Raw genomic sequence first — 22,158 nt, 5'->3', positions numbered from 1 at the left:
ACGGGCGGGCTCCTGTGACGATGGGCGCGGAGCGTGGACTCGTTCATGGAGGCGGTCTGGGACGTCTGCAGTGTGGGCGGCCGTCTCGTCACCACTGCCGTCTTGATCGTAATGGCGGTCGTGATCGCTGTCCTCGCGGGTCGTCTTGCCACCTTGCGGGTGGACGACACCACCAACCGCTACTACCTGCGCAAGGCCGTCCACTATCTGACCGTCGTGGCGTTGCTGTTCGCGCTGGCGCTGCTGTGGCGGCCGTTCGCTGGCCGCGTCGGCGTGGTCTTCGGTCTGCTCGCTGCCGGGCTCGCCCTGGCGATGCAGGAGGTCATCGGCGCGTTCGCCGGATGGGTCAGCATTTTGACCGGCAGGCAGTTCCGCGTCGGGGACCGAATCCAGATGTGTGGTGTCCGCGGGGATGTCCTGGACATCACACCACTGCGCACGCGGATCCTGGAAAGCGGTTCGTCTACCGACCCCGAGTCGTGGATTCGAGGCCGCCAATACACCGGCCGGGTGGTATCCCTGTCCAACCGGTTCGTATTCAGCTCACCCGTCTACAACAGCAGCACCGTCTTAGACCATCTATGGGAGGAACTCACTCTGCCCATTCCGTATCAAGCCGACTGGCACCTGGCGGAGCGGATCCTGCGCGAGGAAGCAGAGGCCATTTCGTCGACGGCCGAAGCGCGGCGAGCGATCGAGCAGATGCGCCACCGGTATCCTGTTGCCGAGGCGGAGGTCGACCCCCGCGTTTTCGTACGCGCCACGCCGAACTGGGTGGAGCTGTCAGCCCGCTTCGTGGTGCCCGTGCGCGCCGCCCGACAGGTCAAGGACCATGTCACTCGGCGAGTGTTGGACCGTTTCACCGAGCATGGTCTGCGGGTGGCCTCGGTGACCCAGGACATCACCATCCACCCACCGCAGCAACCAGAGGGCTCCGTTACTCCCGACCGCCAGCGTTAGCGAGCACCGCCGGGAGCCATTTGCCGGCCCACCATCGCTGCTCAGACCATGCCAGGGTCACGGTTGGTCCTGCGGCGGCGAGCTCGTCGGGCAAGGGCGATCGGCTCTCGTTCCCCGTCTCGAAGGCCTCGCGCCTAACTTATGAGAGCGGCCGTCCGGCCGCTCCTGCGGCCGGCTTTCTGGAGTGGGGACCGTCGCCGGGCCGGTGGGAGGCTGGATCGGTGTGCGGTCGCGGTCTCCGTGCTCGTCCTGGGTGGCGCTCACCGGACCTCTCCGTCAGGTAACCCGCCGGCGCACCCTCGCCCGCCGTTGCACCCGCGGATGCGGCACGGCACCTGGTTCGCGGTAAGGGCCGCTCGGAGGAAGGAACTCGTATATCGTGACAAATCGTCGTCCCATTGCGCGCAAGACAGAGGAAGCCATGGCAGATCGACCGCGACACGGTGGCACCTGCCCGGAAAAAGGCCGTCGCCCTGGCCGTGCCACCCGGCGCCTCTCAGCCGTCGTCCGAATGGTCGCGGCGCTGATTCTGGCCGGTGGTGCCTACACCGCGTTCGCCCCGCAGGCCAGCGCGCAGGAAGAGCCAGGGCGCAGCGCAGCCGCCGCGGAGGGCGAGGCGCTGTTCGAGGTCGGCTGCATCACCTGTCACGGTCGCAGCGCCGGCGGCGTGGAGGGGCGCGGACCGAGCCTGATCAACGTCGGGGGCGCATCGGTGGAGTTCCAGGTCGGCACCGGCCGGATGCCGCTGGCCCGCCAGGAGGCACAGGCACAGCGCAAGCCGCCGCTGTACACCGACGAGCAGGTGCGGCAGCTGGCCGCGTACATCGACTCGCTGGGCGTCGGCCCGGTGGTTCCGGACGACGTCGATGCCTTGGTCGAGGACGCCAACCTCGCCCGCGGCGGCGAGTTGTTCCGCATCAACTGCTCGCAATGCCACGCCTTTGGCGGCGGGGGCGGCGCCCTCTCCTCCGGCAAGTACGCGCCGAGCCTCTACCCTGCCAGCGAGCGAATCATCTACGCCGCGATGCTGAGCGGTCCGCAGAACATGCCGGTGTTCGGTGACAGCACGCTGACCCCGGAGCAGAAGGCGGACATCATCGCCTACATCCAGCGGGTCATTCAGGCCGACACCGACCCGGGTGGGTTTGACCTTGGTCGATACGGCCCCTCCACTGAAGGTCTGGCGGTGTTCCTGGTCGGCATCGTCGCGCTGGTGTTCGCCAGCCTGTGGATCGCAGGTAAGTCATGAGCGAGCACGTCACGCAGCAACAGCGGGAGCCGGTCGATGTCAACGACCCGACGTTGTCCCGCTTCGACGTCGTCCGCGAAGGCGCCCGCCGAGACGACATCGAGATCGTCCACTACGAACCGCAGGTGGTGCCCGGCTCACGAGCGGAGCGGCGACTGGTGCATGCCGTCACGGCTCTGTTCCTGACCGCAGGCCTGTCCGCAACCGCCTTCCTCGCCGTCTACATCTGGTGGCCGTGGCGATTCGAGCTCGTCGGCGGGTTGTCGGAGTACTACACGCCTCTGCTCGGAGTGGCGCTAGGCATCGCCCTGCTGGGCTTCGGCTTCGGGATCCTCGCGTGGGGCAAGAAGCTGCTGCCCAAGGAAGTGTCCATCCAGGATCGTCATGAGGGTGCTGTTTCCCCCGACGAGCGGCGCATCACCGGCCAGACCATGCTGTACATGGCAGACGAACTCGGCGTGAAACGCCGTCCCCTGCTCGGCATCTCGCTCCTCGCCGGCCTCGTTCCCGTCAGCGCGGTCGTCGCCGCTCCTCTCGTCGGCGGCCTTATCCGCGACCCCCACACCGATCGGGAACTCTTCCGCACCGGCTTCGCACCCGCCGACGACCAAGGCAGGGTCACCCGCATCCGTTTGGTCCGCGAGGACGGACGCCCCGTACGCCCGGCGGACCTGCTGGCCGGCAGTCAGGTGACCGTTTTCCCCGGCATCCCCCACGGCATCAGCAACCAGCACGCCGACTCAGTCACCCTGCTCATCCACCTGCGCGCTTCGGACGCCCTCACCGCCCGCGAGAACAACCGCGAGGCCGGCAAGACCGACTGGATGTGGGGCAACTACATCGCCTACTCCAAGATCTGCACCCACGCCGGCTGCCCCGCCAGCCTCTTCGAGCAGCAGACCAACCGGCTGCTCTGCCCCTGCCACCAGTCACAGTTCCTCATCACCAACAACGCCGAACCAATCTTCGGGCCGGCTAACCGGCGGCTGCCGCAACTCCCCATCGAGGTGGACGAGGAGGGCTTCTTCGTCGCCTCGTCCGACTACCAGGAGCCGATCGGGCCTGACTTCTGGGAACGTCCCTGACCCTCGATGGCAGGAGCGTCCGGCGGACCGCCGATGCGGTCGACGGTCCGCGACCCCGTACGGCGTCACCGCCGCGGTCGTCTGCGGCGCCGGTCGGGAGACTCCCGGGCCGGCGAACCACTGCAACGCTTGGGTCGACCTGATCCAGACAGATGCGAGGATCTCGCCCGGCAGTTCGGGCGGCGCCCTCGCCGACGACTCGGGCCGGGTGATCGCCACCAACGAGGCGTATTTGCCGCCGCTGATCGGAACGGTGTCCGTCGGGTTCGCGATCCCCGCCACCACCGCACTCGATATCGCCGACCATTTGCCCGACGACTGGCTAGCTACTCGGCCGTATCCCGGCGTCGCGGTGGCCGACCTGACTCCACAGATCGCCCTGTCGCCCTGCATCGGGACCGACTGCGACCTACCGGTAGGGGCCGTGTCCGCGAACAGCCCGGCGGCGGCCGCGCATCTGCGGCGCGGAGGCATCTTCACCGAGCTGGCCGGCGACCTTGCCGAAACCCTGGAGGCACTCCTTGCCACGGTGCGGGCGGTCGGCCCGGCCAGCGGATGCCCGTGTCGTGCCTGCGCAGCCGGGAGACCCGCCGCACGGCCGTGACGCCGACCGCCGCCACCGCTGACGCCGTGCCCACCGACCGCCGGCCCCGATCGCTCGTTCGGCTCGACGCATGAGCGATAACCCGGACGACGAGCGGTCCCGCGACGCCGTGCTCAACGGCCTCGCCAGGCGGCTGGACAAGCCGATGGGCGCCCTAGGCGTGCTATTCGTGCTGGTCGTGCTCGGGCAGGCGTTCGCCCGGCACCCCACCCTGTCCACGGCCCTAACCGTCACCAGCTGGGTGCTCTGGACTGCGTTCGTCGCCGAGTTCGCCCTGCGCGCCTGGCTGGCCCGGCGCGACGCGCGCGGGTTCTGGCGGCGTAACTGGTGGCAGGTGATCTTCCTTGCGGTGCCGTTCCTGCGGTTCGCCCGGGCCGCCGCCACCCTGCGCGCTGCCCGCGCCGGGGGCGTCATCACCGCTGCCGTGCGCGGCTCCCGCTCGGCCGGTCGGTTGCTGACCGACCGGCTCGCCTGGCTGCTGATCATCACCACGACAATCATCCTCAGCGTCGGACAAGTGTTGGTCCTCACCGGCAGCTACCGCTCGTACGGACGAGCTCTGCACGACGTCGCGCTGACCACGATCACCGGCGAACCGCTCAGCGCCACCGATCCGCTGGCCCAGGTCGTCGAACTGGTTCTCGCCATATACTCGGTGGTCGTGTTCGCCACCCTGGCCGGCGCCCTGGGGGCGTTCTTCCTCAGTTCTGAGCGGCAACGCGACGCGAGTGACCAGAACCAGCGGGAGTGACAGTCACTCGCCCTCGTCGGTTAGTAGGTCAGGAGGGCCGGTGCCGGAGTGGCGAGGGCCTACCGCTCTCCTAGCCGCTTCGACCCGAAACTTGGCCTTTACAGCTTCGCGGCTCCGGGCGCGTGGCTGCGCAGCTGGTTTCGCGCCGAACAGCTCCTGCGGTCGTTGACTGGGGTGGAGCGAAACCGCTACTGCCGCCGCCGATCGACGTCTGCGCTGAACCGGCAATTCCTGGGGCCGCACGCATTACGCCTCAAGCTGCAGGTCCATCGTGTTTGGTTAGCACCGGTCCGCTCTAGCACCAGGAAAGACGCGAACGCCGGAGCGAGCCGGGAGGAACGGACATGCCACGGACTGTCGAGATGATCCTTCCTGCCGAGCGGACGGCTGACGTCGTGGCGGCGCTGCGTGCCCTGAAGACGCTTTCTCTCCGTGTACATGCGGGAGTGGCCCTGCATCCGGCAGGAGACATGGTCGCCGTCGAGGTCACTAACCGCGACCTACAGCAGGTGATGCGGCTCGCCGACTCGTGCGGCCTCGGCACCGACATGAGCGTCTCCCTGTCGACGAGCCGTCCGGCGAGCCTGGTTTCCGCCGGGCGAGCAGACGATGTCGTACAAGACAGCGACACCGCGACCGCCGAGGAGGTGGAACTCGCCATCGGCCAGGAGAGCACGATGACCGCCGGCAAGGTCCTCGTCATGCTCGTTGCCGGAGCCTTCGCCGCGTTCGGCCTCGCCTCCGGCACGCTGCATCTGCTCATCGCCGCAATGGTTATCGCGCCGGGCTTCGAACCATTCAGCCGTATCGCACTCGGGTTCGCCAACGGCAGCCGGGCCCGCCGCCGTGGCCTGATCGACGCAGTGAAGGGCTACGGCGCCCTGACCGCTGGCGGAGCAGCCGGGGCGGTCACTTGCCGGCTGCTCGGCAAGGACTGGCTTGACGCCGGTGTGAGCAGCTACCTGCCCGCTGCAGCGCTCCAGACGTATTTCTCGACCACCACCTGGACCAGCCTGACGGTGGCGTTGCTCGCTGGTGCCGCTGGCGCCCTGCTGCTCGTGGTCAATCGCCGGGTGCTGACCGCCGGAGTCATGATCGCACTGGCCCTTGTCCCCGCATTCGCCCTCACCGGGATGGCGCTGATCGGCGGTGATTGGAGTCTCGCCGTGCGGGCCCTGGGGCGGGGAGCGCTCGACGCTGTCGCTGTCACCGTGACATCCACTCTGGTCTTCTGGTCGCACCGACGCACCACGGGTCGTGCAACCCGTGTCTGAGGGCCTGGTGGTTCTGGCGCTTCCCGTGCCTGAAGCTGCCCTTGCCGACTCAGTGGGCAGGCGACATGGTCCAATACCCCGCGGCCCGGTCTCGGCGTCCTGCGCGGCGCCTCGGCGCCTGCAGGGACGGAGGGGTGCCCGGAGCGACCTGTGGATCGGGGAACCTTTGCTCCTTGTGCTTCCTGGTATCGCCGCCATCTCGTGATTGAGGGACGCGAACACCGAGCAGTGCGCCCGAGCGCCGCCGTACATCGTCGAAGGTGGCCACTCTCGCATCGCCGGGAAGTGCTCGTCCTGTCCATCTGGTCGACCTTGCGCAGGCCCTCCTGGCGGGCACGCCGGGCGGCCTCGCCGGTCTTCGCCAATTAACAGATCCGGTGACTCACCCGACCGGCGGATCAGGCCCGGTTGCCCTCGCCGGTGATGTCGCCGAACGGAAACTGTCCCAGTGAGTGGTGATCGAGGCTGCCGTGAGCCAGTGGCGCTACCAAAACCTCTGAGGGCTACGGATCCTCGTCGGGCACGTCGTCGGGAGGCGCCGGATATCTGAGCAGAGCGATGACGAGCAGGCGCGGCAGATCGACCCGGTTCTTTAGCACCATCATCGGGTCGTACCCGGAACTGGCAGCCGCAAGCCACAGATCCGCCGCAGCCGGCGGTTGGCTGGTCGGATCCGTGGGTAACCGGCCGGGGTGGCACGAGCGCCGAGTCCAGAGGACATCTATGCCAGTGCTCGCACCGAGGGTGAGCGGCGACTGTCGATGAATTCCCTGGAGCAGGCCTCTACGGGCTTCATCGCCGGGGTGACAATCGTGTTCGGGATCGTCGCGCTGGGCATGGTCCGTGAGCTGGTGGCACCCGACTACGCCTCTGGGGTCGGGCAACTGGCTGGGGCGTTGGCGTTCGGCATCGGTGTGGTCTTCGTGGTGGTCGGGCGTACCGAGTTGTTCACCGAGAACTTTTTCGATCCGGTCGCTGCGGCACTCGCCCGCCGACGGCTAACAGCCGTGTGGCCGCTGGCTCGGTTGTGGGGGCTGGTGCTCATCCTCAACTTCATAGGCGGCGCGGTCATGGCCGCTGTGTTCACCGTCGAGGGGACCCTGCCATCCCGCGCCCATCACACCCTCGCCCTCGTCGCGGAGGAAATCGCGGCCAAGGAGGACCTGGCTACCGTGACGAGAGGGATTGCTGCGGGGACCCTGTTGACTCTGTTGTCCTACCTGCTGCACGCGGTCGAATCCGTCGGCAGCCGCATCGCCCTGGCATATGTGGTCGGGTTCTTCCTCGCACTCGGCCCGTTCGACCACGTCGTGGTCTCCGGGCTCCATCTACTGTTCGGCATCTGGCTCGGCGCCGACGTTTCCTACGCTGACCTCGGTGTCAACGTCGTCCTCTCCGGCGGCGGGAACCTGCTGGGCGGTCTGCTGCTGATGACCCTGACCCACGCCGTCCAGGTCAAGGCCAGCGCCTGACCCTGGGGCCGACGGGTGTTCGATCGCCGGCTGCTGGGTAAGCGCGCGGGAACCCGCTACGACGGGAGTGGACCGCTCGCCAGCATTGGGTTGTCCAGGTCGTCTACCGCCACGACGACTGGAAGAGCTGGTCGGAGATCGGACGAGGGCTGCAACGAGGGTTTAGCCGTGACCAGCAGGTCGACAACGGGCTCGGTGAGGCCCAGTCACAGCAAGTGCTCGACGACGCGCGCCAACTCCGTCGCCGCGGCGACCAGCTGCCGCCGGACCCGCCAGCGCAGAGAACACCATCGATGGTACCAGGCAACGGGCGACACAGAGAACGAGAGGCGGGAGTATGTCGCCCTCGGCGGCGACACCCGGCCCGGCGCGAGGCGGCTCAGGACGCCAGTGTGCGCCTGGCGCGGGGCCGTGCCAACGGCGCTGAGGCGCGATTCGTTCCAGACATGGCAATGCGCACTGCTCAGCCGCGACCGCCAGCAGCTCCTCGCACCGACAAGACGTGCCCATCGGCCGTCGCTACGCCGAGCCGATCCAGGTGCACTTCGACCACTTCCGGTTGGCTAACGGACGCAGAAAGGCCTAGGAATGACAGTTCCGATACTCAACGCACAGATCCCAGGCGCGGCGCTGTTCCTCATCCTCATGGCTTTGCTGGCGGTCACCGCCCTGGCGCTGTTTTCGACCGGCGCACGACGGAGGAGAATTCACCCCGGCCACACGTCCGCCGTTGGCAAGAAGCCGCCCACCAAACGACGGTAGGCGGCCCGAGCAACGATGACGCAGTGCGAGAGGGGGACGATCAACGATGTCGACGAGTGCGACCACCGTCTGCCGGAGAGGTAGTCCCGACGTGGTCAGCGACATCTCGCGAGTCGAGATGAGTGGTGCATGCTGATCGCCCCGGTGCTTGCTCGATCCGGCCCGAGACCGCTTGAGGGCGGCGCTGTCGAACCTATCGAATCCGTCGAGGCGGAACGACTGGGTACACCGGACTCCAGAACGGCAGGTAGCCGTAGTAGCCGTACAAGTCTTCGTAGTACGCCATGTCGTCGACAACCTGCGGGTCGTAGACTGGCGCCTGCGCCACCTTGTCGCGAGACAGGTCGACGCAAACGGTCTGTTCGGAGATGCGGCTGACCGCCTCCACCGGAATGAACGTGGCGGTTGAGCCGATCCCTAGGATGCCGCCGTGCCTGACGCGGAGCAGCCGTACGCGATGCTCCTGACTGTCGACCAGCAGATCATCGATGGTGCCGAGCTCGTTGCCGTCGGCGTCAATTACCGTCCGGTTGCGAACGTCCTCGGCCGGGTCGGCGATCGTCTGGTTGACGTCGCTGAGCTTGAGGAGCGGGGTACGACTGCCGCTGTCCATCATCATCCTGTGGCGCCTTCTCCCGGAGTCACACAGTGCGGTCGCTGGATGACTGTTTGGGCCGATCATGGTCATTTCCGGTAATCCGGGGCGCCGGCGGAGCGCCGCTAACGGGGCTTCCCCTGACGGCGCCAAGCGGCAGGCGCAAACGTCGTAAGACGCCGGCGGCCAGCGCCGGTGCCGCGCCACGTGCCCAGGATGCACCCCAGGGGCGTGACGACCAGGCCGGTGACGGCCGGCTCAGCGTGCGCGGCAAGGACGTGGTCACCCTCCCCTGGCCCCTCTCCCTTCCCCCTACGCGCTGCGGCTGAGCGCCACCCCCGAAGGATCTGACCGTGAGTGAGACCTATAGGTGGGAGAGTAGCTGCTACTCCAGACCAAGGCGGCTCGAAAACGGCCATCCGCTCGCTACCGGTGCACGCAACTCGACGTCTCGCAGAGCACCCGGCACCGGTTATCTGTTGGAGGGGCAAGGACAGCGGGCATCCGTAGAGATGTTCAAGCCCTACGACGGCGGTCGATGGCGTCGCGGTGGTGGGCGGGGGTGACAGCAGCGAGATCGTCGAGGATCGCGGCCATCAGATGTCGCACGCGGGGCGGGGCGTCCACGGCGGCACGCAGGTCGTCGATGACCACGGCGAGGAAGCTGTCGAAGCTTTGCCGCCGCACGACCGCACGCACCTGACCGGCTTCGTCCCGGTGTGTACGGGGCGTGTCGGCGCAGTGGAGAAGACGCCGGAGCAGGTCGTGCGATTCCTGCAAGGACCGAACGGCAGTGGTGATGTCGTTGACTGCCGGCGACAGGGCCCGTTCGGCGATATCGGCGAGCTGCCGGAATCCGAAACCGATGTCCTGGCCCGGGGTCCGTTCTGGCCCGAGAGTGATCGCTGCGGCGACGTCATCGAAGCCAGCCCGCCGCGCGTGCCCGACGGGGTTGTCATGCACGGCGACCAGAGGGCCTCCGGACACGACGAAGTCGCCGGGGGCCGGGACCACGACGAGGATGCAATTACGCTGTCCGGCGACGTGGGCGAGCAGCGCCAGGTCGACGTCGGTGACCACACCTGCGTCCGGGCAGGTGATGACCTGCCGCACTGTTCCCAGGTCGTCGGCGGCAGGGGGCGTGGGTTCCTTGGGTGCGAGGTATCGGTCGATGGATCGGCGGGTCTGGGCCCCGATCGCTGCGATGATGTGTGACACCCGCATGATCGTGGTGATGTGGTGCAGGTAAACGATAAATATGGCGCTGCTTATCAGGACCAAAGCCATCGCGACGGCGAGGGACAACTCCGGCAGTCGCTGCGCCGAGCTGTCCGGCAGCGCAGCCAGGACCACCATCGCGAACAGGAATGTCGCGACGAACGTGCCCAATGCGATCTGGATGACGCGATCCTGTAGGAAGGTGCGCAGGACCCGCGGTGAGTACTGGCTGCTGGCCAACTGCAGAGCAACCACGGTGATCGAAAACACCAGCGCTGTGAACGAGATCATCGCCGTGATGATCGAGGACAACAGTGACCGGGCGCCGGCAGGACCGCTCGGCAGGATGTCACCGACCGGCACCATCAGGTGAAGTTCTAGCGCGGACAGACCTACGGCCAGGACCACTGACCCTGTGGCGAACAGCGAGGGCAGGAGCCAGAAGCTGCTGCGGACGGTCTTGGCACGGGTGTTACGGGTACGGGGTCGTCGAGTCACCCGTTGGGGATGCCCACGTCGGCCCGCGGCACACGCGTGTCACCACCGCCCCTGGCAGGTGTCGTGTTGACCGCCGTCGACGCTTAAGAGCTGTCGGAGTTGGTCGACTACTCGCGAGAGGCCCGGATCAATCTGGATCGCCGCATTCGCGTTGCCGGCCAACGGTCGGGCCGTTAGACGACCGTGAGGCTGACACGCGACGGAAGTAGGTGCCTCGATGCTGGTTGATTTGCTCGCCCAGGAGGCCGCCCCGGGCGACCTGATGGCGGCGCGGGTGCAGATGGCGCTGTCCCTCGGGTGGCACATCGTGATCGCCTCGTTCGGCGTCGGCATGCCGGCTGTGACGGTCTTCGCCGAGTGGCGCGGGCTGCGCACCGGCGACCCCACCTTCACCCGCCTGGCGCACCGGTGGGCCAAGGTGATGGGGGTACTGTTCGCGGTCGGCGCGGTATCCGGGACGATTTTGTCGTTCGAGATGGGGCTGCTCTGGCCCGGTCTGATGGGCCGCTTCGGTGACGTGATCGGCCTGCCGTTCGCGATGGAGGGCATCGCGTTCTTTATTGAGGCGATCTTCGTCGGGATCTACCTGTACGCCTGGGACCGGGTACCGCCCCGGGCGCACCTGCTGTCTGGCCTCCCGGTCTGTGTCGCGGGCGTAGCGTCGGCGTTTTTTGTGGTGTCGGCCAACGCCTGGATGAATCAGCCTCGCGGTTTCGACCTGGTTTCCGGCGAGGTCACCGACGTCCGCCCCTGGGAGGCGATGTTCAACCCGGCAACGCCGCCTCAGACCGTGCACATGATCGTGGCGGCGTTCATGGTGACCGGCTTCGGCATCGCCAGCGTCTACGCGGTGGCCCTGTTGCGTGGTCGCCGGGACCGCTACCACCGGCTCGGCTTCGCCATCCCTTTCACGGTCGCTGCGGTACTTTCCCCGGTACAGGTGGTGGTCGGCGACTGGGCCGCTCACTTCGTCGGCGAGTACCAGCCCACCAAACTCGCCGCGATGGAGGGGCTGACCCGCACCCAGGCCGGCGCGCCGCTCTCCCTCGGCGGCGTATACGTCGATGGCGAACTGCGGTATGCCGTCGAGGTCCCCAACGCCCTGTCCTTGCTGGCCAAGTGGGATCCGGACGCGGTCGTGATGGGCCTGGACCAAGTGCCCGACGACCAGGAGCCACCGGTGACTGTGGTGAAGTGGGCGTTCCAGTTGATGGTGGCCATCGGGTTCGGGCTGGTGGCGCTCTCCGCCTGGTGGGCGCTCGCGTGGTGGCGGCGCCGTGGCCCGCCTCGCTCGCCCTGGTTCCTGCGTGCCGCCGCTGTGGCCGGGATCGCCGCCGCCGTCGCGGTCGAGGCCGGCTGGGTCGTCACCGAGGTCGGTCGGCAACCATGGATCGTGTACGGGGTGTTGCGCACCGCCGAGGCGGTCAATCCGGCCCCGGGGCTCGCCACCGGTCTCGCGCTCGTGGCCACCGTGTACGCCGTGCTCACCGTCGCCACCGTCGCGGTACTGTGGCGGATGGCCCGGCACCGCGATGAGCCGGTCGCCCCGCAGGAGGGCACCCCTGAGCCGGTGGACACCCACCGATGACCGTCGCTGACGTCCTGCTCGGGGTGCTGCTGGCCGGGCTGACGCTTTACACCCTGCTCGCCGGCGCGGACTTCGGGGCCGGGATCTGGGACCTTCTCGCCGGTGGCGCGCGGCGTGGTGCGGCCCGTCGGGAGCTGATCGCGCACTCGATTGGACCGGTGTGGGAGGCCAACCACGTCTGGCTGATTCTGGTGATCACGCTGTTCTGGACCACTTTCCCGCCCGCCTTCGCAGCGTTCGCCTCCACCCTGTACATACCGCTGACCCTGGCCGCGCTCGGCATCATCGGCCGTGGGGCGGCGTTTGCGTTCCGCAAGGCCAGCCACACCCTGGCCGAGCAGCGTCTCTACGGTGCCACCTTCGCGCTCTCCTCGGTGGCCACCCCATTCTTTCTGGGCTCCATCGTCGGGGCGGTTGCCTCCGGCCGTGTGCCGCCCGGCATCGCCGAGGGTGACATCTGGCGCAGTTGGCTCAATCCCACCTCTGGCTACGCGGGTCTGCTCGCGATTGGTGTCTGCGCTTACCTCGCCGCGGTGTACCTGATCCACGACGCCCGGCGCGCCGGCGACGCCGACCTGGTAGTTCAGTTCCGGCGCCGCGCCCTGGTCACCGGTGTGCTGGTCGGCACCGGGGCGGCGGCCGGTCTAGCCGTCGTGGCCGCCGACGCGCCGGACCTCTTCGCCGATCTGCGGGGTCGGGCGCTCGTGCTGGTCGTGCTCTCGTTCGTCGCTGGGATCGTCTCTCTGGTGTTGATCGCCACGGGCCGCTACCGGTTGGTACGGGTGACCGCGGCAATCGCCGTCGCAGCCGTGCTCTGGGCCTGGGGCGCCGCCCAGTACCCGGTCCTACTGCCGCCCAATCTCACCGTCGCGGAGGCGGCCGGTGATCCTACCGTGCTTGCCGCGGTGCTTGCCGTCCTCGTCGTCGGAGCGCTGCTGCTCGTACCCTCCCTGCTCTGGCTGTTCGGGATCTTCCAGCGGACCAAGCCGGCGGCCGGGAAAACGTCGCCGCGCGGCTGAGGCAGCCCGGATGAAGCACCCGCGTAGAGGCGCCGTTTCCCTGCCCGAGGGCTGCCTTCCTCTTCAGTACATAGCACCATTTTGAGCGACTGACGGTGAGCCCCGAGCGTAGGGCATGTCGCGCGGGAGGCAATGGCCCGTGGGCCGGCATCAGCGTCCCCTCGACCCATGACACGCCGGCTACGGACCACGTGTATGTCGGTTTCTACGGGAGCGCCACGGCCGGCGCTTGGCAGGGCGGCACGCCGAGTCGCGGTGACGCACCACGACCGGTTCCAAACAACCAGCAAGGAGCGTCCGAAGCAGTGAGCCTCCCACCCTTCGGTGACTCACCGCCGACACACGCGCGATCCTCGTTCTCGCAGGTGCGCTCGGCGCTACGCTTGCCGTCGCTGTCATCGCCCGGACCGTCCTGCGTCGGGCCGGGCGCACCAGCTACGGCTGGATACTGGGTCCGCTGTACGAGTCCGTCCGCCTGCCCGGGGCAGCCCTATTGACGGCGGCAGCCTTGTTCGTGGCGCTCCCCGCCGAGACATTCGTCTGGTTGCGAGGGGGGCGGCACCTTCTGCTGATCACCCTGTACGGCACCACTGCGTGGGTAGCCGTGCGTGTGCTGCGGGTCGTGGAGGAAGCCACTTTTTCGCGTGTCCCTGGCGAGACGCGCAACAGCCGCCGAACACGCCGCGCGAGAACTCAACTCCGGCTCATCCGCCGGCTCACCTCTGCCGCAGCCATCATCCTCGCGGTGGCGTTCGCCGCTATGACCTTCGACCGGCTCCGCGCCGTCGGCGTCACCCTGGTCACCTCCGCCAGCGTCATCGGCGTCATTCTCGGCCTAGCCGCCCGCGCCTCACTGGCCAATGCCTTCGCCGGCGTTCAGATAGCCTTCGCCGACGGCATGCACGTCGACGACGTCATCGTCATCGACGGAGAATGGGGCCGGGTCGAGGAGGTGAAGCTCACCAACGTCGTCCTGCGGATGTGGGATGAACGTCGCCTCATCCTGCCCACGAGCTACTTCACCGAGAAGCCCTTCCAGAACTGGACACGTCATGCCTCCCGGGTCCTCGCCGAGACCCAGATCTTCCTCGATTTCACGGCCGACCTCGACGACCTGCGCGCCGAAGCCCACCGGCTCATCGAGCTATCGCCGCTGTGGGACCGCACTGAATGGGTCCTGCAACTGGTGGACACCACGCCCCAAGGCATGGCGATACGCGTACTCGCCTCGAGCGGCGACGGTGCCAGCGCATGGGATCTTAGCTGCGACCTGCGCGAAGGCCTCATCAAGTATCTTCGCACCGTCCACCCACAGTGGCTCCCTCGCACCCGCCAGGACTACAAGCCCTGATGGCCCACGCTGGGATGCTGGCCGTCGCACACCCGGCACACGGACAACCTATGCCTCCGCACCCCTCGCTCGGCTACTCGAGGCGCACTTCGTCGAGCGGTTCCAGCCAACCTTGCAGATCCGCGCCGCAGTTTCAGCACGATCAGAATTACCGAAAGGCGCGCCAACATAGTGGCCGGGCATGCGGAGAACGCCCTGGGGTGCAGCCCTGTTGTACCCGCGTGGCTGAGCCTCGCTTATTGGTTCACGACTGTGAGAGCGTTGGTTGCCGGTTCGGGATTCAGTGCTGCCGGGGAGCCGGGTCAGATGTCGAGGATCAGTGCACGATGGTCCGAGACTTCCGGCTCGGCCATGATTTCGAACCGCTTGACGGCGGTGGTATCGGAGACGAGCATGTAGCTCGCGTGTCGTACTGGCTTGCGGTAGTGCGAGGTCCGTGTGTCCGCCATGCCTACCAGGTCGGTGAGGCCGACCTCGGCCAGCACGCTGAATGTCTCGCTCTCGGGCAGTAGGTTGAAGTCTCCGCAGACGATCACCAGATCGTGAGGCTCGCGTGTCCGGCGGACGAGCTCCGCGAGCCGCTCGGCCTGGCGACGCCGTGCCGGGGTATCAGTCTTGCCGATCGGATCGCGCAGCCCGTGCACCTGGACGACCCACACAGACCGGCCGACAGCACGATCAACCGTACGCACGGCGAGCGCGATACGAGGCCGATTACCGACCGTCCACTCAATATGGTCGACGAATTGCCCATGCACGAAGGCCGAGTCGACACCGATGATGGGCAGGTGCTCCCCCACCAAGGTCGCCAGACCGAAATCTTGCCGATGGCGGGCTCCGGTGCTGTCATGCACCGGGCCGGAGTCGCTGGCCACAAAGGTGGCCTGGTGGCGCGGCAACGCTCTGCGGACGTCATCGAAGAGATCAGCACGCTGGGGCAGCGTGCGTTGCCCGTCCTCGAAGCGCGTCCATCCGGTCAGCCCTGGCGTCCGAGTTACCTCCTGCAGGCAGGCGATGTCGGCCCCGGCGCAGGGCAGCCACGCGAGAAGTTCGTCGAACAGCGCGCCGCCCCAGGCGTTCACACTCACGATCCGCACAGCGATGCACCCGCCGTCCCAGGTTGATCTCTCGCACTCATCGGTCTGCCAGGGAGCGACTCGACCATAGATCGCGGGGGCAGTAGCGGGTTGGGCGGGGTCGGCTGCGCGACGTAGGCGGTCGCTCTTCCTTAACGCCAGGGCTGAGGCGCGGATCTCGATATGAGCGTGCGCGGCCAGGGAGCATCACTATTCCTGGCGCCCCTGACGGATGGTGTTCGGCGTGTCCCTGCGGGGTGAGGGCCGCGGTGGCCCTCGCCTTACCGGCTCACGAGCAGGCGAAAGGCGCTGGTGGTGCTGATAGGGCCGGCAGGGCACGGTGGTCATGGCGTGCGACATCGGAAACAAGGAGATCCGACCCTTCGTGCAGACCATCGCCATCGAGAGCTGTACGACCCCTTATCTGATTAACTCGGTGTTGACCGGGGCGATCGAGCCGAGCGCCGGGCGGTATCAGCCATCACGCAGCAACCGGCGCAATTGACCTGGGGTGTGACCGACATGCGCGCGGACCGTCCGAGTCAGGTGCGCCTGGTCGGCGAAACCCACGTCGATCGCCACCCGCGCCGGCTCCGCGCCTGCGGTTAGCAGGTCCAGTGCCCGGCCGACCCGCAGTCGGTTCCGGTAGCGGGTCAGCGGAACCCCGACCAGCGCATGGAAAGACCGACTCAACCGGTATGGCGACACCCCGAGTGAGCGGGCCAACGGCAGCAGACCGGCGGCTTCGGGAGCGTCGTCGTGCACCGCCGCCCGGGCAGCCTCTACCAGCGACCGGTCTCGCTCGGACACGCCGTTGGCGGGCGTTGCCGCTGCGCCGACGAGCCGAACGAGTCGCTCGGCGATGGCGAAGTCCGGGTCGGGACGGGTTACGGCGCGCAGCAGCAGGCGGTGCGCCAGGTCGATCCGGGCGTCGAGGTGGACCACGGCTGGCGCCGCCCGCCCGTCGAAAAGTTCCCACCACAGCTGCGACGACAGATGTAGGGAGGTGCACTCGTCGCCCCCGGCTGGGTGGGCAAAGCGTTGTTCCTCGCCAGGTACCGTCAGGTAGGCCACCGTCGGGTCGACGAACTCCTCGCCGCCCCGCCCACGTAGCCGAAAGCCGCCGCGACGTGTCAACACCAAGCCGTATGAAGGGCAGGGTTCCGGTGCGGACCAGTCGGTGTGGTCGTCCCGGCAGAACACGGCGTCGATCCGGAAGTCGGGGTGGCGGGCGAGGGCAACGCTGCTCCGCATAACAGCCAGGATAGACGCGGGTCGGATCTGACTCTCACGACCATCATCGCCGCCCCACCCCGGGGCCCAGCGAGTATCTGATCCGCGCGGGCGCCCCGCCGGGGTCAACTTAGCTGACGCCATGCAGACGCATGGACTGATGGCGGAGGCCCGCAGGCACCCTATGTGGCGGGCTTTGAGGCCGCCGGCGAGATTGTGGGTGTCGACCCGGACGTTTGCAAGGATCTTCAAGACGTTGGGTGCCGCCTGGACAAGGCTGTGGGTGGTTCTGCGCCTCGAAGGAGTTATCGATATGCCCGCACTTGCGCAACTCACCACCGTCGTCATCGACTGCGGCGCACCTGGCCCGCTCGCCGAGTTCTACCGTACGGTCACGGGTTGGGAGATCACGTACAGCGATGCCGATTGCGTCTACCTCGGCGGCCCCGTTCAGCTCGGATTCCAGCGCGTCGAGGGCTACCAGCCGCCGAGTTGGCCCGACCCGGCGAAGCACGCTCACCTCGACTTCAAGGTTGCCGATGTCGAACACGCCGTCAAGGAACTGCTCGCCCTCGGCGCGACCAAGCCCGCGTTTCAACCCGGCGGCGACGAGTGGGTCGTGCTCGCCGACCCCGAGGGGCACCTGTTCTGCCTGGCTGCCGGCGACTGAGTCCCGGGTCGTCTGCCGCACCACGTTCCATAGGAGTAGGAGAGATGGCGTCACTCAGCAAGGAAATCTCGATCAGAGCCAGCGCTGACGATGTCTGGAAGGTGATCGGTGACTTCGAAGCCGGTCCCACCCGCATGGCGTCCGGTTACGTCGTCGACACTCGCCTCGACGGAGACTGCCGGGTCGTCACGTTCGCCGATGGCGCCGTGGCCCGGGAACGGCTCGTGTCCCTGGACCACGGCGCTCGCCGGATCGTCTACTCGGTCGTCGGCGGCACCCTGAGTCCGACCCATGACAACGCCTCTATGCAGGTCGTCGCCGATGACGAGCACAGCTGCCGACTGATCTGGATTCACGACGTCCTACCCCACGATCTCGCCAAACCCATCGAAACGGCCATGATCCACGGGATGGAGGCCATCAAACAGACGCTGGAACCCGAGACGACCTGACGCACCCCAGCGGGAACCCTTCTCAGGTCGGCCAACACATACACCGGACCCCTCGACGGTCCACCCGTCCAACCATGCGACCCGTCACCCGCAGCGGAGCCTGTTGGCTCGACTCGTCGAGTCGAGCCAACAGGCATGGACTGGGACGGGAAGGGTGAATTCACGCACCTGTCGCTGTCAGACGAGGCCGGCAGGACCCGCGCCTGATAAGGCTGACCGGCCGACCCGATCAGGAGCGCGGCGAGCTGAGGTCCGCCGAGTGGTTACCCACAGCGGCGCGGCCCCGCAGGACAGCTACCGCGAGCGACGAGCAACCCCGGCCGCCAGCGTGCCGGGGAACCCACAGCCCTCGGCCTGTCTAGCTCGCGTGGCGCCCTCACAACCGGGGTGGCACTTCGCGGTGCGCCACCATCCCGATCTGCTTTTCGACGCCATCCCGGCGGTCATCGACCAAGGTGCGCGGCTTCCTCCGCAAGCCCAATCCTGCGCCACCGCACATTTCCGACGGAAGGATCCCTCATGTATTTCGTCACAGGGGCCACTGCCCACTTCGGACGCCAGGTAGTAGAGGAACTGCTCGGCGCCGACGCGCCGGTTCGGGCACTGACCCGCGCTCCGGAGCGCGCAGCGCTTCCGGACGGCGTCGACGTCGTCCGTGGCGACCTGACCAAGCCGGAGACGCTACGGGGAGCGCTGACCGGCGTCGAGGCCGCCTTTCTGGTCCTGCAGTACGGCATGGACGTCGCCCCGCTGCTGGCGGCCGCGAACGCGGCCGGCGTACGGCGGCTGGTGTTTCTCTCCTCCGGAGCCATCATCCCTGGTGCCGAGCGGCAACCCAACGTGATCGCGCAGTACCACCGAGACGTCGAACGGGCCATCGAGGGATCCGGCATGGAGTGGACGTTCCTGCGGCTGCTCTTCCCCGCCATCAACTCGCTGACGTTCGGGATGCAGCTCACGGGCGGCGACGTGATCCGCGCGCCCTATACCAAGGCGGCGTTCAGCGCCGTGCACGAACGCGACGTCGCGGAGGTGGCCGCGCGGATCCTGATCGGCGGCGGGCACGAAGGACGAGCCTACGACCTGACCGGCCCCGAGTCGCTGACCCAGGCACAGCAGGTCCACATCCTCGGCGAGTCGCTCGGGCGCCCGCTCAGCGTCGAAGACCTCGCCCCGGAACCAGTGCTGGAGCAGATGAGCCAGTTCATGGACCGCGAGTTCCTGGCGGCACTGTTTGGCCTCATGGCGGAGGCGGTCGGCAAACCAGCGCCGGTCAACAACATCATCGAACAGATCACCGGGCATCCCGCGCGTACCTACGCGCAGTGGGCCGCGGACCACCGGGCCGACTTCGCTGGCTGATCGATCCGGCAGGGGCGGCGTTCGCCGCCCCTGCCGCGGGATGGAGAGGGGACGCACGGTGGCACGCGTGTTGAGCCAGAGGGAGTTGGGGCGAGCCCTGCTGGCCCGTCAGATGCTGCTCAAACGGGCTGACGTGACCACCGAGGGCGCGGTCACCCAACTGGTCGGCATGCAGGCGCAGGCACCGTACGCGCCCTATTTCGGGCTCTGGACCAGACTGCGCGACTTCCGCACCACCGACCTGGTGAAGGCGTTGACCGGACGCCGCCTGGTAAGGATCGCGCTGATGCGCAGCACTATCCACCTGGTCACCATCGCTGACTACCGCGCGCTGCGGCCCTGGGCGCAGCCCGCGCTCGACCGGGAACTGGACAGCGCGTTCAAAAGGGCGCTGACCGGCCTGCACCGCGCGGCCGTAGCGGAGGCAGGCCAGGCCCTACTCGACGCACAGCACCTCACTCCGACACAGCTCGGCGTGGCGCTGCGGGAGCGGTGGCCGGATCGCGAACCCGGCGCACTCGCCGCCGTCGTGCGTAACCTGGTACCCCTGGTACAAGTGCCGCCACGCGCCGTCTGGGGCATCGGCGGCACCACCCGGTACGCGACGGCGGCCGGCTGGACCGGAGCCGAGCCCGCCCCGGTCGCCGACTGTGAACGGGTCGTGCTGCGCTACCTTGCCGCGTTCGGCCCGGCGTCGGTCAAGGATGTACAGACCTGGGCCGGTCGAACCCGCCTGCGTCCCATCCTCGAGAGGCTGCGGCCCCGGCTCGCGGTCTTCCGCGACGAGCGCGGCGTGGAATTGTTCGACCTCCCGGACGGGCCACGCCCGGGCGCCGACGCCCACGCGCCGGCTCGCTTCCTGCCCGAATACGACAACCTACTGGCCTCTCACGCCGATCGCACCCGCGTGATCTCCGAGGAGGCCCGCAAACGAGTCACCTTGCGCAACGGGATGCGCGCCACCTTCCTGATGGACGGGAAGGTGGCGGGCGTGTGGAAGCTTCATCGTGAGACGGGGGCAGCGAATCTGGAGATAGAGCCGTTCCGGCCCCTCAACGCGACCGAGCGCGACGAGGTTCAGATCGAGGGTGTCCGGTTACTCGCGTTCGCTGCGCCTGAGGATCGCCACGACATCCGCTGGCACCGGTTTACGGTCGGGACCTGACGGTGGCCACCCCCTTGAGCGCCTGCGGATGTGCGTCGAGGACCCGGGGTGCCGTTGACCTTTGCCCATCGCCGAAGTCGGGATGGACGAGGCGCCATTGGTAGGTGTGGCCCCCTCAATGACAGCGCCCGGGCTGTGGCGACGCTGACCGGTCAGCCGATCGCCGCGCGGCCCGCGAACCAGGCAGACAGCACCTGGCCCGCCGGGGTATCGCCGTGGCCATTCCCACCAAGACCGGCCAAGCCGACGGCCCACGCAGCGGGGTGGAAGGGCGGCCGGCCGCCGACCTTCGACCCCGCATACGGGCAGTGCCCGGCCACTGAATGGGGCGTCAATCAGCTGGAACGCAACACCAAGCGGCCACGTGCCGGAACAAGCTCGTCGTGCGGCACCACACCACGGTGCACAGCGCCACCATCGAATGACTCGGACCAGCCTCAACAAGGACCTAGCACCACTGACAGGCTCGCACGACGGCCGTGACGACCGCGATCCGCTCTCGCAGCAAGTCCCGGAGCCGCTGCGGACGCCTGGTCATAGCAGGTCTTTGTTGGTGCGGGCGCTCCAGACCGCCAGTGCGGCTGCCAGAGCACAGGCGCCGCCGAGCCACAGGACTGCCTGGAGGGTGAGCGAGTCGACGATGACGCCGCCGGTGAGCGCCCCGAGCCCGATCGACAGGTTGAACACCGCCACCCACAGGGCGGAGGCCGCTTCCACGGATTGAGGCGCGGTCTTGATCATCCAAGTTTGCAGGCCGACCGACACTCCGCCGAAGGCCAGGCCCCAGACGATCAACAGTGCCGCGCCGCCGACTGGTCCCCCGCCCAGTACCAGGTAGAGGGGCATCGCGGCAGTCAGTGCGACGGCGATGGCCAGCACGGTCCGGTGCGGGTTGCGCGCCAACGCGGCGCCAGCGATGAAGTTGCCGACCATGCCGGCCGTACCGAACCCGAACAACAGCGGACCGACGAGTCGTTCGTCGATCCCCGACAGCTGCTGCAGTGCCGGGCTCACGAAGGTGTACGCCGAGAAGTGGCCGGTGACGATGAGGAATGTCGCGAGGATGCCGACGCGGACACCCGGGTTGCGGAATTGCTCGGCCAACAGCCGCGGGCTGACGGGCTGGGACGCGGCCAACGGTGGCAGCACTGCCAGCCGAGCGAGCAGCGCGACGAAGGCCAGGGCGCTCAGCGTCGCGAAGGCGAAACGCCAGCCGGAGAAGTCGCCGAGCAGCGTGCCGAGGGGAACGCCGAACACGTTCGCGGCTCCGACACCGCCGAAGATGACCGCGGTGGCCCGTGGTACAGACGCGGGAGCCACGAGTCGGACGGCCAAGCCGCTGGCAACGGCCCAGAAGCCTCCGATCGCCACCCCGACGAGCACCCGAGAGGACACCAGCACGGCAAAGTCAGGCGCCAGGGCCGAGGCCACGTTCGCGACGGTCATCAGCCCCATCAGGCCCAGCAGCAGCAGTCGCCGGTCCATCCCGCCGACGAGTACCGGCACCAGCGGTGCCGCGACCGCGGCGACCAGGCTGGGCACGGTCACCATCAACCCGGCCGTCCCTTCGGAGACCGACATGGCCGATCCGACGGAGGTCAGTAGTCCGATCGGCAGTTGCTCGGCGGTCACCAACAGGAATGTTCCCAGAGCCACCGCAGTGACTGCCAGCCAGCGACTCCTCCGTGGCGCCTGCTGCTCGGTCGCCCGGTCAGCGGTTCGTTCTGTCGTCGTCACCGATACCTCCTCGACCTATACGGGAGCGATCGCTCCC

The 22,158-nt window shown here is 67.9% G+C and carries 19 protein-coding genes; 14 read left to right on the top strand and 5 right to left on the bottom strand.

All coding sequences use genetic code 11. From position 1 onward, the window contains the following. Window positions 1-33 precede the first annotated feature (33 nt). From SM577_RS17435 to SM577_RS17405, 7 genes are all read left to right on the top strand, one after another. Window positions 34-960: a mechanosensitive ion channel domain-containing protein gene (locus SM577_RS17435; RefSeq protein ID WP_474587385.1), complete on the top strand. Its 927-nt coding sequence runs from the start codon at window positions 34-36 to the stop codon at window positions 958-960. Window positions 961-1,381: 421 nt separating this feature from the next. After that, entirely contained in the window at window positions 1,382-2,209 is an 828-nt protein-coding gene (qcrC, locus tag SM577_RS17430; RefSeq protein WP_474587384.1) for a cytochrome bc1 complex diheme cytochrome c subunit, read from the top strand. Continuing rightward, a complete protein-coding gene (qcrA, locus tag SM577_RS17425; RefSeq protein WP_474587383.1) occupies window positions 2,206-3,294 on the top strand; it encodes a cytochrome bc1 complex Rieske iron-sulfur subunit in 1,089 nt (362 codons plus the stop codon). Before qcrC ends, qcrA begins: the two co-directional genes overlap by 4 nt. 208 nt (window positions 3,295-3,502) lie before the next feature. Further along, the gene (locus SM577_RS17420; protein WP_474587382.1) at window positions 3,503-3,898 is read left to right on the top strand and encodes a hypothetical protein; all 396 of its coding nucleotides are present in this window, start codon (window positions 3,503-3,505) and stop codon (window positions 3,896-3,898) included. A 70-nt stretch (window positions 3,899-3,968) separates the two neighbouring features. Further along, the gene (locus SM577_RS17415) at window positions 3,969-4,649 is read left to right on the top strand and encodes a hypothetical protein (protein ID WP_474587381.1); all 681 of its coding nucleotides are present in this window, start codon (window positions 3,969-3,971) and stop codon (window positions 4,647-4,649) included. Window positions 4,650-4,993: 344 nt separating this feature from the next. Further along, window positions 4,994-5,923 carry a DUF389 domain-containing protein gene (locus SM577_RS17410; protein WP_474587380.1) on the top strand — a complete coding sequence of 310 codons (930 nt, stop codon included), beginning with the start codon at window positions 4,994-4,996 and terminating at the stop codon, window positions 5,921-5,923. Between the two features lie 692 nt (window positions 5,924-6,615). Then, window positions 6,616-7,395, top strand: a complete 780-nt coding sequence (locus SM577_RS17405; protein WP_474587379.1) for a formate/nitrite transporter family protein — start codon at window positions 6,616-6,618, stop codon at window positions 7,393-7,395. 955 nt (window positions 7,396-8,350) lie between these two features. On the opposite strand, the gene SM577_RS17400 is transcribed toward SM577_RS17405, so the two are convergent. Further along, window positions 8,351-8,776 (bottom strand): PRC-barrel domain-containing protein, encoded by a 426-nt coding sequence (locus SM577_RS17400; protein WP_474587378.1) that lies wholly within the window; start codon window positions 8,774-8,776, stop codon window positions 8,351-8,353. 492 nt (window positions 8,777-9,268) lie between these two features. After that, the gene (locus tag SM577_RS17395; protein WP_474587377.1) at window positions 9,269-10,468 is read right to left on the bottom strand and encodes a DUF2254 domain-containing protein; all 1,200 of its coding nucleotides are present in this window, start codon (window positions 10,466-10,468) and stop codon (window positions 9,269-9,271) included. A gap of 217 nt (window positions 10,469-10,685) precedes the next feature. On the opposite strand from SM577_RS17395, the gene SM577_RS17390 reads away from it, so the two are divergent. The 3 genes from SM577_RS17390 to SM577_RS17380 all read left to right on the top strand — a co-directional run bounded on the left by SM577_RS17390 (window position 10,686) and on the right by SM577_RS17380 (window position 14,426). Continuing rightward, window positions 10,686-12,056, top strand: coding sequence for a cytochrome ubiquinol oxidase subunit I (locus tag SM577_RS17390; protein WP_474587376.1), 1,371 nt, complete (start codon window positions 10,686-10,688; stop codon window positions 12,054-12,056). After that, window positions 12,053-13,075 (top strand): cytochrome d ubiquinol oxidase subunit II, encoded by a 1,023-nt coding sequence (locus SM577_RS17385; RefSeq protein ID WP_474587375.1) that lies wholly within the window; start codon window positions 12,053-12,055, stop codon window positions 13,073-13,075. Before SM577_RS17390 ends, SM577_RS17385 begins: the two co-directional genes overlap by 4 nt. Before the next feature lie 514 nt (window positions 13,076-13,589). Then, a complete protein-coding gene (locus SM577_RS17380) occupies window positions 13,590-14,426 on the top strand; it encodes a mechanosensitive ion channel family protein (protein WP_474587374.1) in 837 nt (278 codons plus the stop codon). Window positions 14,427-14,728: 302 nt separating this feature from the next. On the opposite strand, the gene SM577_RS17375 is transcribed toward SM577_RS17380, so the two are convergent. Further along, entirely contained in the window at window positions 14,729-15,523 is a 795-nt protein-coding gene (locus tag SM577_RS17375; protein ID WP_302920222.1) for an endonuclease/exonuclease/phosphatase family protein, read from the bottom strand. Between the two features lie 453 nt (window positions 15,524-15,976). Next, the gene (locus SM577_RS17370; RefSeq protein ID WP_474587373.1) at window positions 15,977-16,756 is read right to left on the bottom strand and encodes an AraC family transcriptional regulator; all 780 of its coding nucleotides are present in this window, start codon (window positions 16,754-16,756) and stop codon (window positions 15,977-15,979) included. Between the two features lie 199 nt (window positions 16,757-16,955). Between SM577_RS17370 and SM577_RS17365 the strand changes: the two genes are divergently transcribed. The 4 genes from SM577_RS17365 (at window position 16,956) to SM577_RS17350 (ending at window position 20,384) form a co-directional block, all read left to right on the top strand. Beyond that, window positions 16,956-17,405 (top strand): VOC family protein, encoded by a 450-nt coding sequence (locus SM577_RS17365; protein WP_474587372.1) that lies wholly within the window; start codon window positions 16,956-16,958, stop codon window positions 17,403-17,405. Between the two features lie 44 nt (window positions 17,406-17,449). Continuing rightward, complete coding sequence (locus SM577_RS17360) at window positions 17,450-17,857, top strand: SRPBCC family protein (RefSeq protein WP_474587371.1); 408 nt, start codon at window positions 17,450-17,452, stop codon at window positions 17,855-17,857. 519 nt (window positions 17,858-18,376) lie between these two features. Continuing rightward, window positions 18,377-19,219, top strand: a complete 843-nt coding sequence (locus SM577_RS17355; protein WP_474587370.1) for an NAD(P)H-binding protein — start codon at window positions 18,377-18,379, stop codon at window positions 19,217-19,219. A 58-nt stretch (window positions 19,220-19,277) separates the two neighbouring features. After that, window positions 19,278-20,384: a winged helix DNA-binding domain-containing protein gene (locus SM577_RS17350; RefSeq protein WP_474587369.1), complete on the top strand. Its 1,107-nt coding sequence runs from the start codon at window positions 19,278-19,280 to the stop codon at window positions 20,382-20,384. A gap of 534 nt (window positions 20,385-20,918) precedes the next feature. Here the strand turns inward: SM577_RS17350 and SM577_RS17345 are convergent. Next, on the bottom strand, window positions 20,919-22,121 hold the full coding sequence (locus SM577_RS17345; RefSeq protein ID WP_474587368.1) for an MFS transporter: 1,203 nt from the start codon (window positions 22,119-22,121) through the stop codon (window positions 20,919-20,921). Window positions 22,122-22,158: the final 37 nt, after the last annotated feature.

Source organism: Micromonospora desertarenae (assembly GCF_056150265.1).
This window is presented reverse-complemented; position numbering and strand designations above follow the sequence as displayed.

Coding starts and splice junctions, on each gene's coding strand:
- qcrC (WP_474587384.1), top strand. CDS start 1,382: ATGGCAGATCGACCGCGACACGGTGGCACCTGCCCGGAAAAAGGCCGT.
- qcrA (WP_474587383.1), top strand. CDS start 2,206: ATGAGCGAGCACGTCACGCAGCAACAGCGGGAGCCGGTCGATGTCAAC.
- SM577_RS17415 (WP_474587381.1), top strand. CDS start 3,969: ATGAGCGATAACCCGGACGACGAGCGGTCCCGCGACGCCGTGCTCAAC.
- SM577_RS17410 (WP_474587380.1), top strand. CDS start 4,994: ATGCCACGGACTGTCGAGATGATCCTTCCTGCCGAGCGGACGGCTGAC.
- SM577_RS17400 (WP_474587378.1), bottom strand. CDS start 8,776: ATGATGATGGACAGCGGCAGTCGTACCCCGCTCCTCAAGCTCAGCGAC.
- SM577_RS17390 (WP_474587376.1), top strand. CDS start 10,686: ATGCTGGTTGATTTGCTCGCCCAGGAGGCCGCCCCGGGCGACCTGATG.
- SM577_RS17385 (WP_474587375.1), top strand. CDS start 12,053: ATGACCGTCGCTGACGTCCTGCTCGGGGTGCTGCTGGCCGGGCTGACG.
- SM577_RS17370 (WP_474587373.1), bottom strand. CDS start 16,756: ATGCGGAGCAGCGTTGCCCTCGCCCGCCACCCCGACTTCCGGATCGAC.
- SM577_RS17360 (WP_474587371.1), top strand. CDS start 17,450: ATGGCGTCACTCAGCAAGGAAATCTCGATCAGAGCCAGCGCTGACGAT.
- SM577_RS17355 (WP_474587370.1), top strand. CDS start 18,377: ATGTATTTCGTCACAGGGGCCACTGCCCACTTCGGACGCCAGGTAGTA.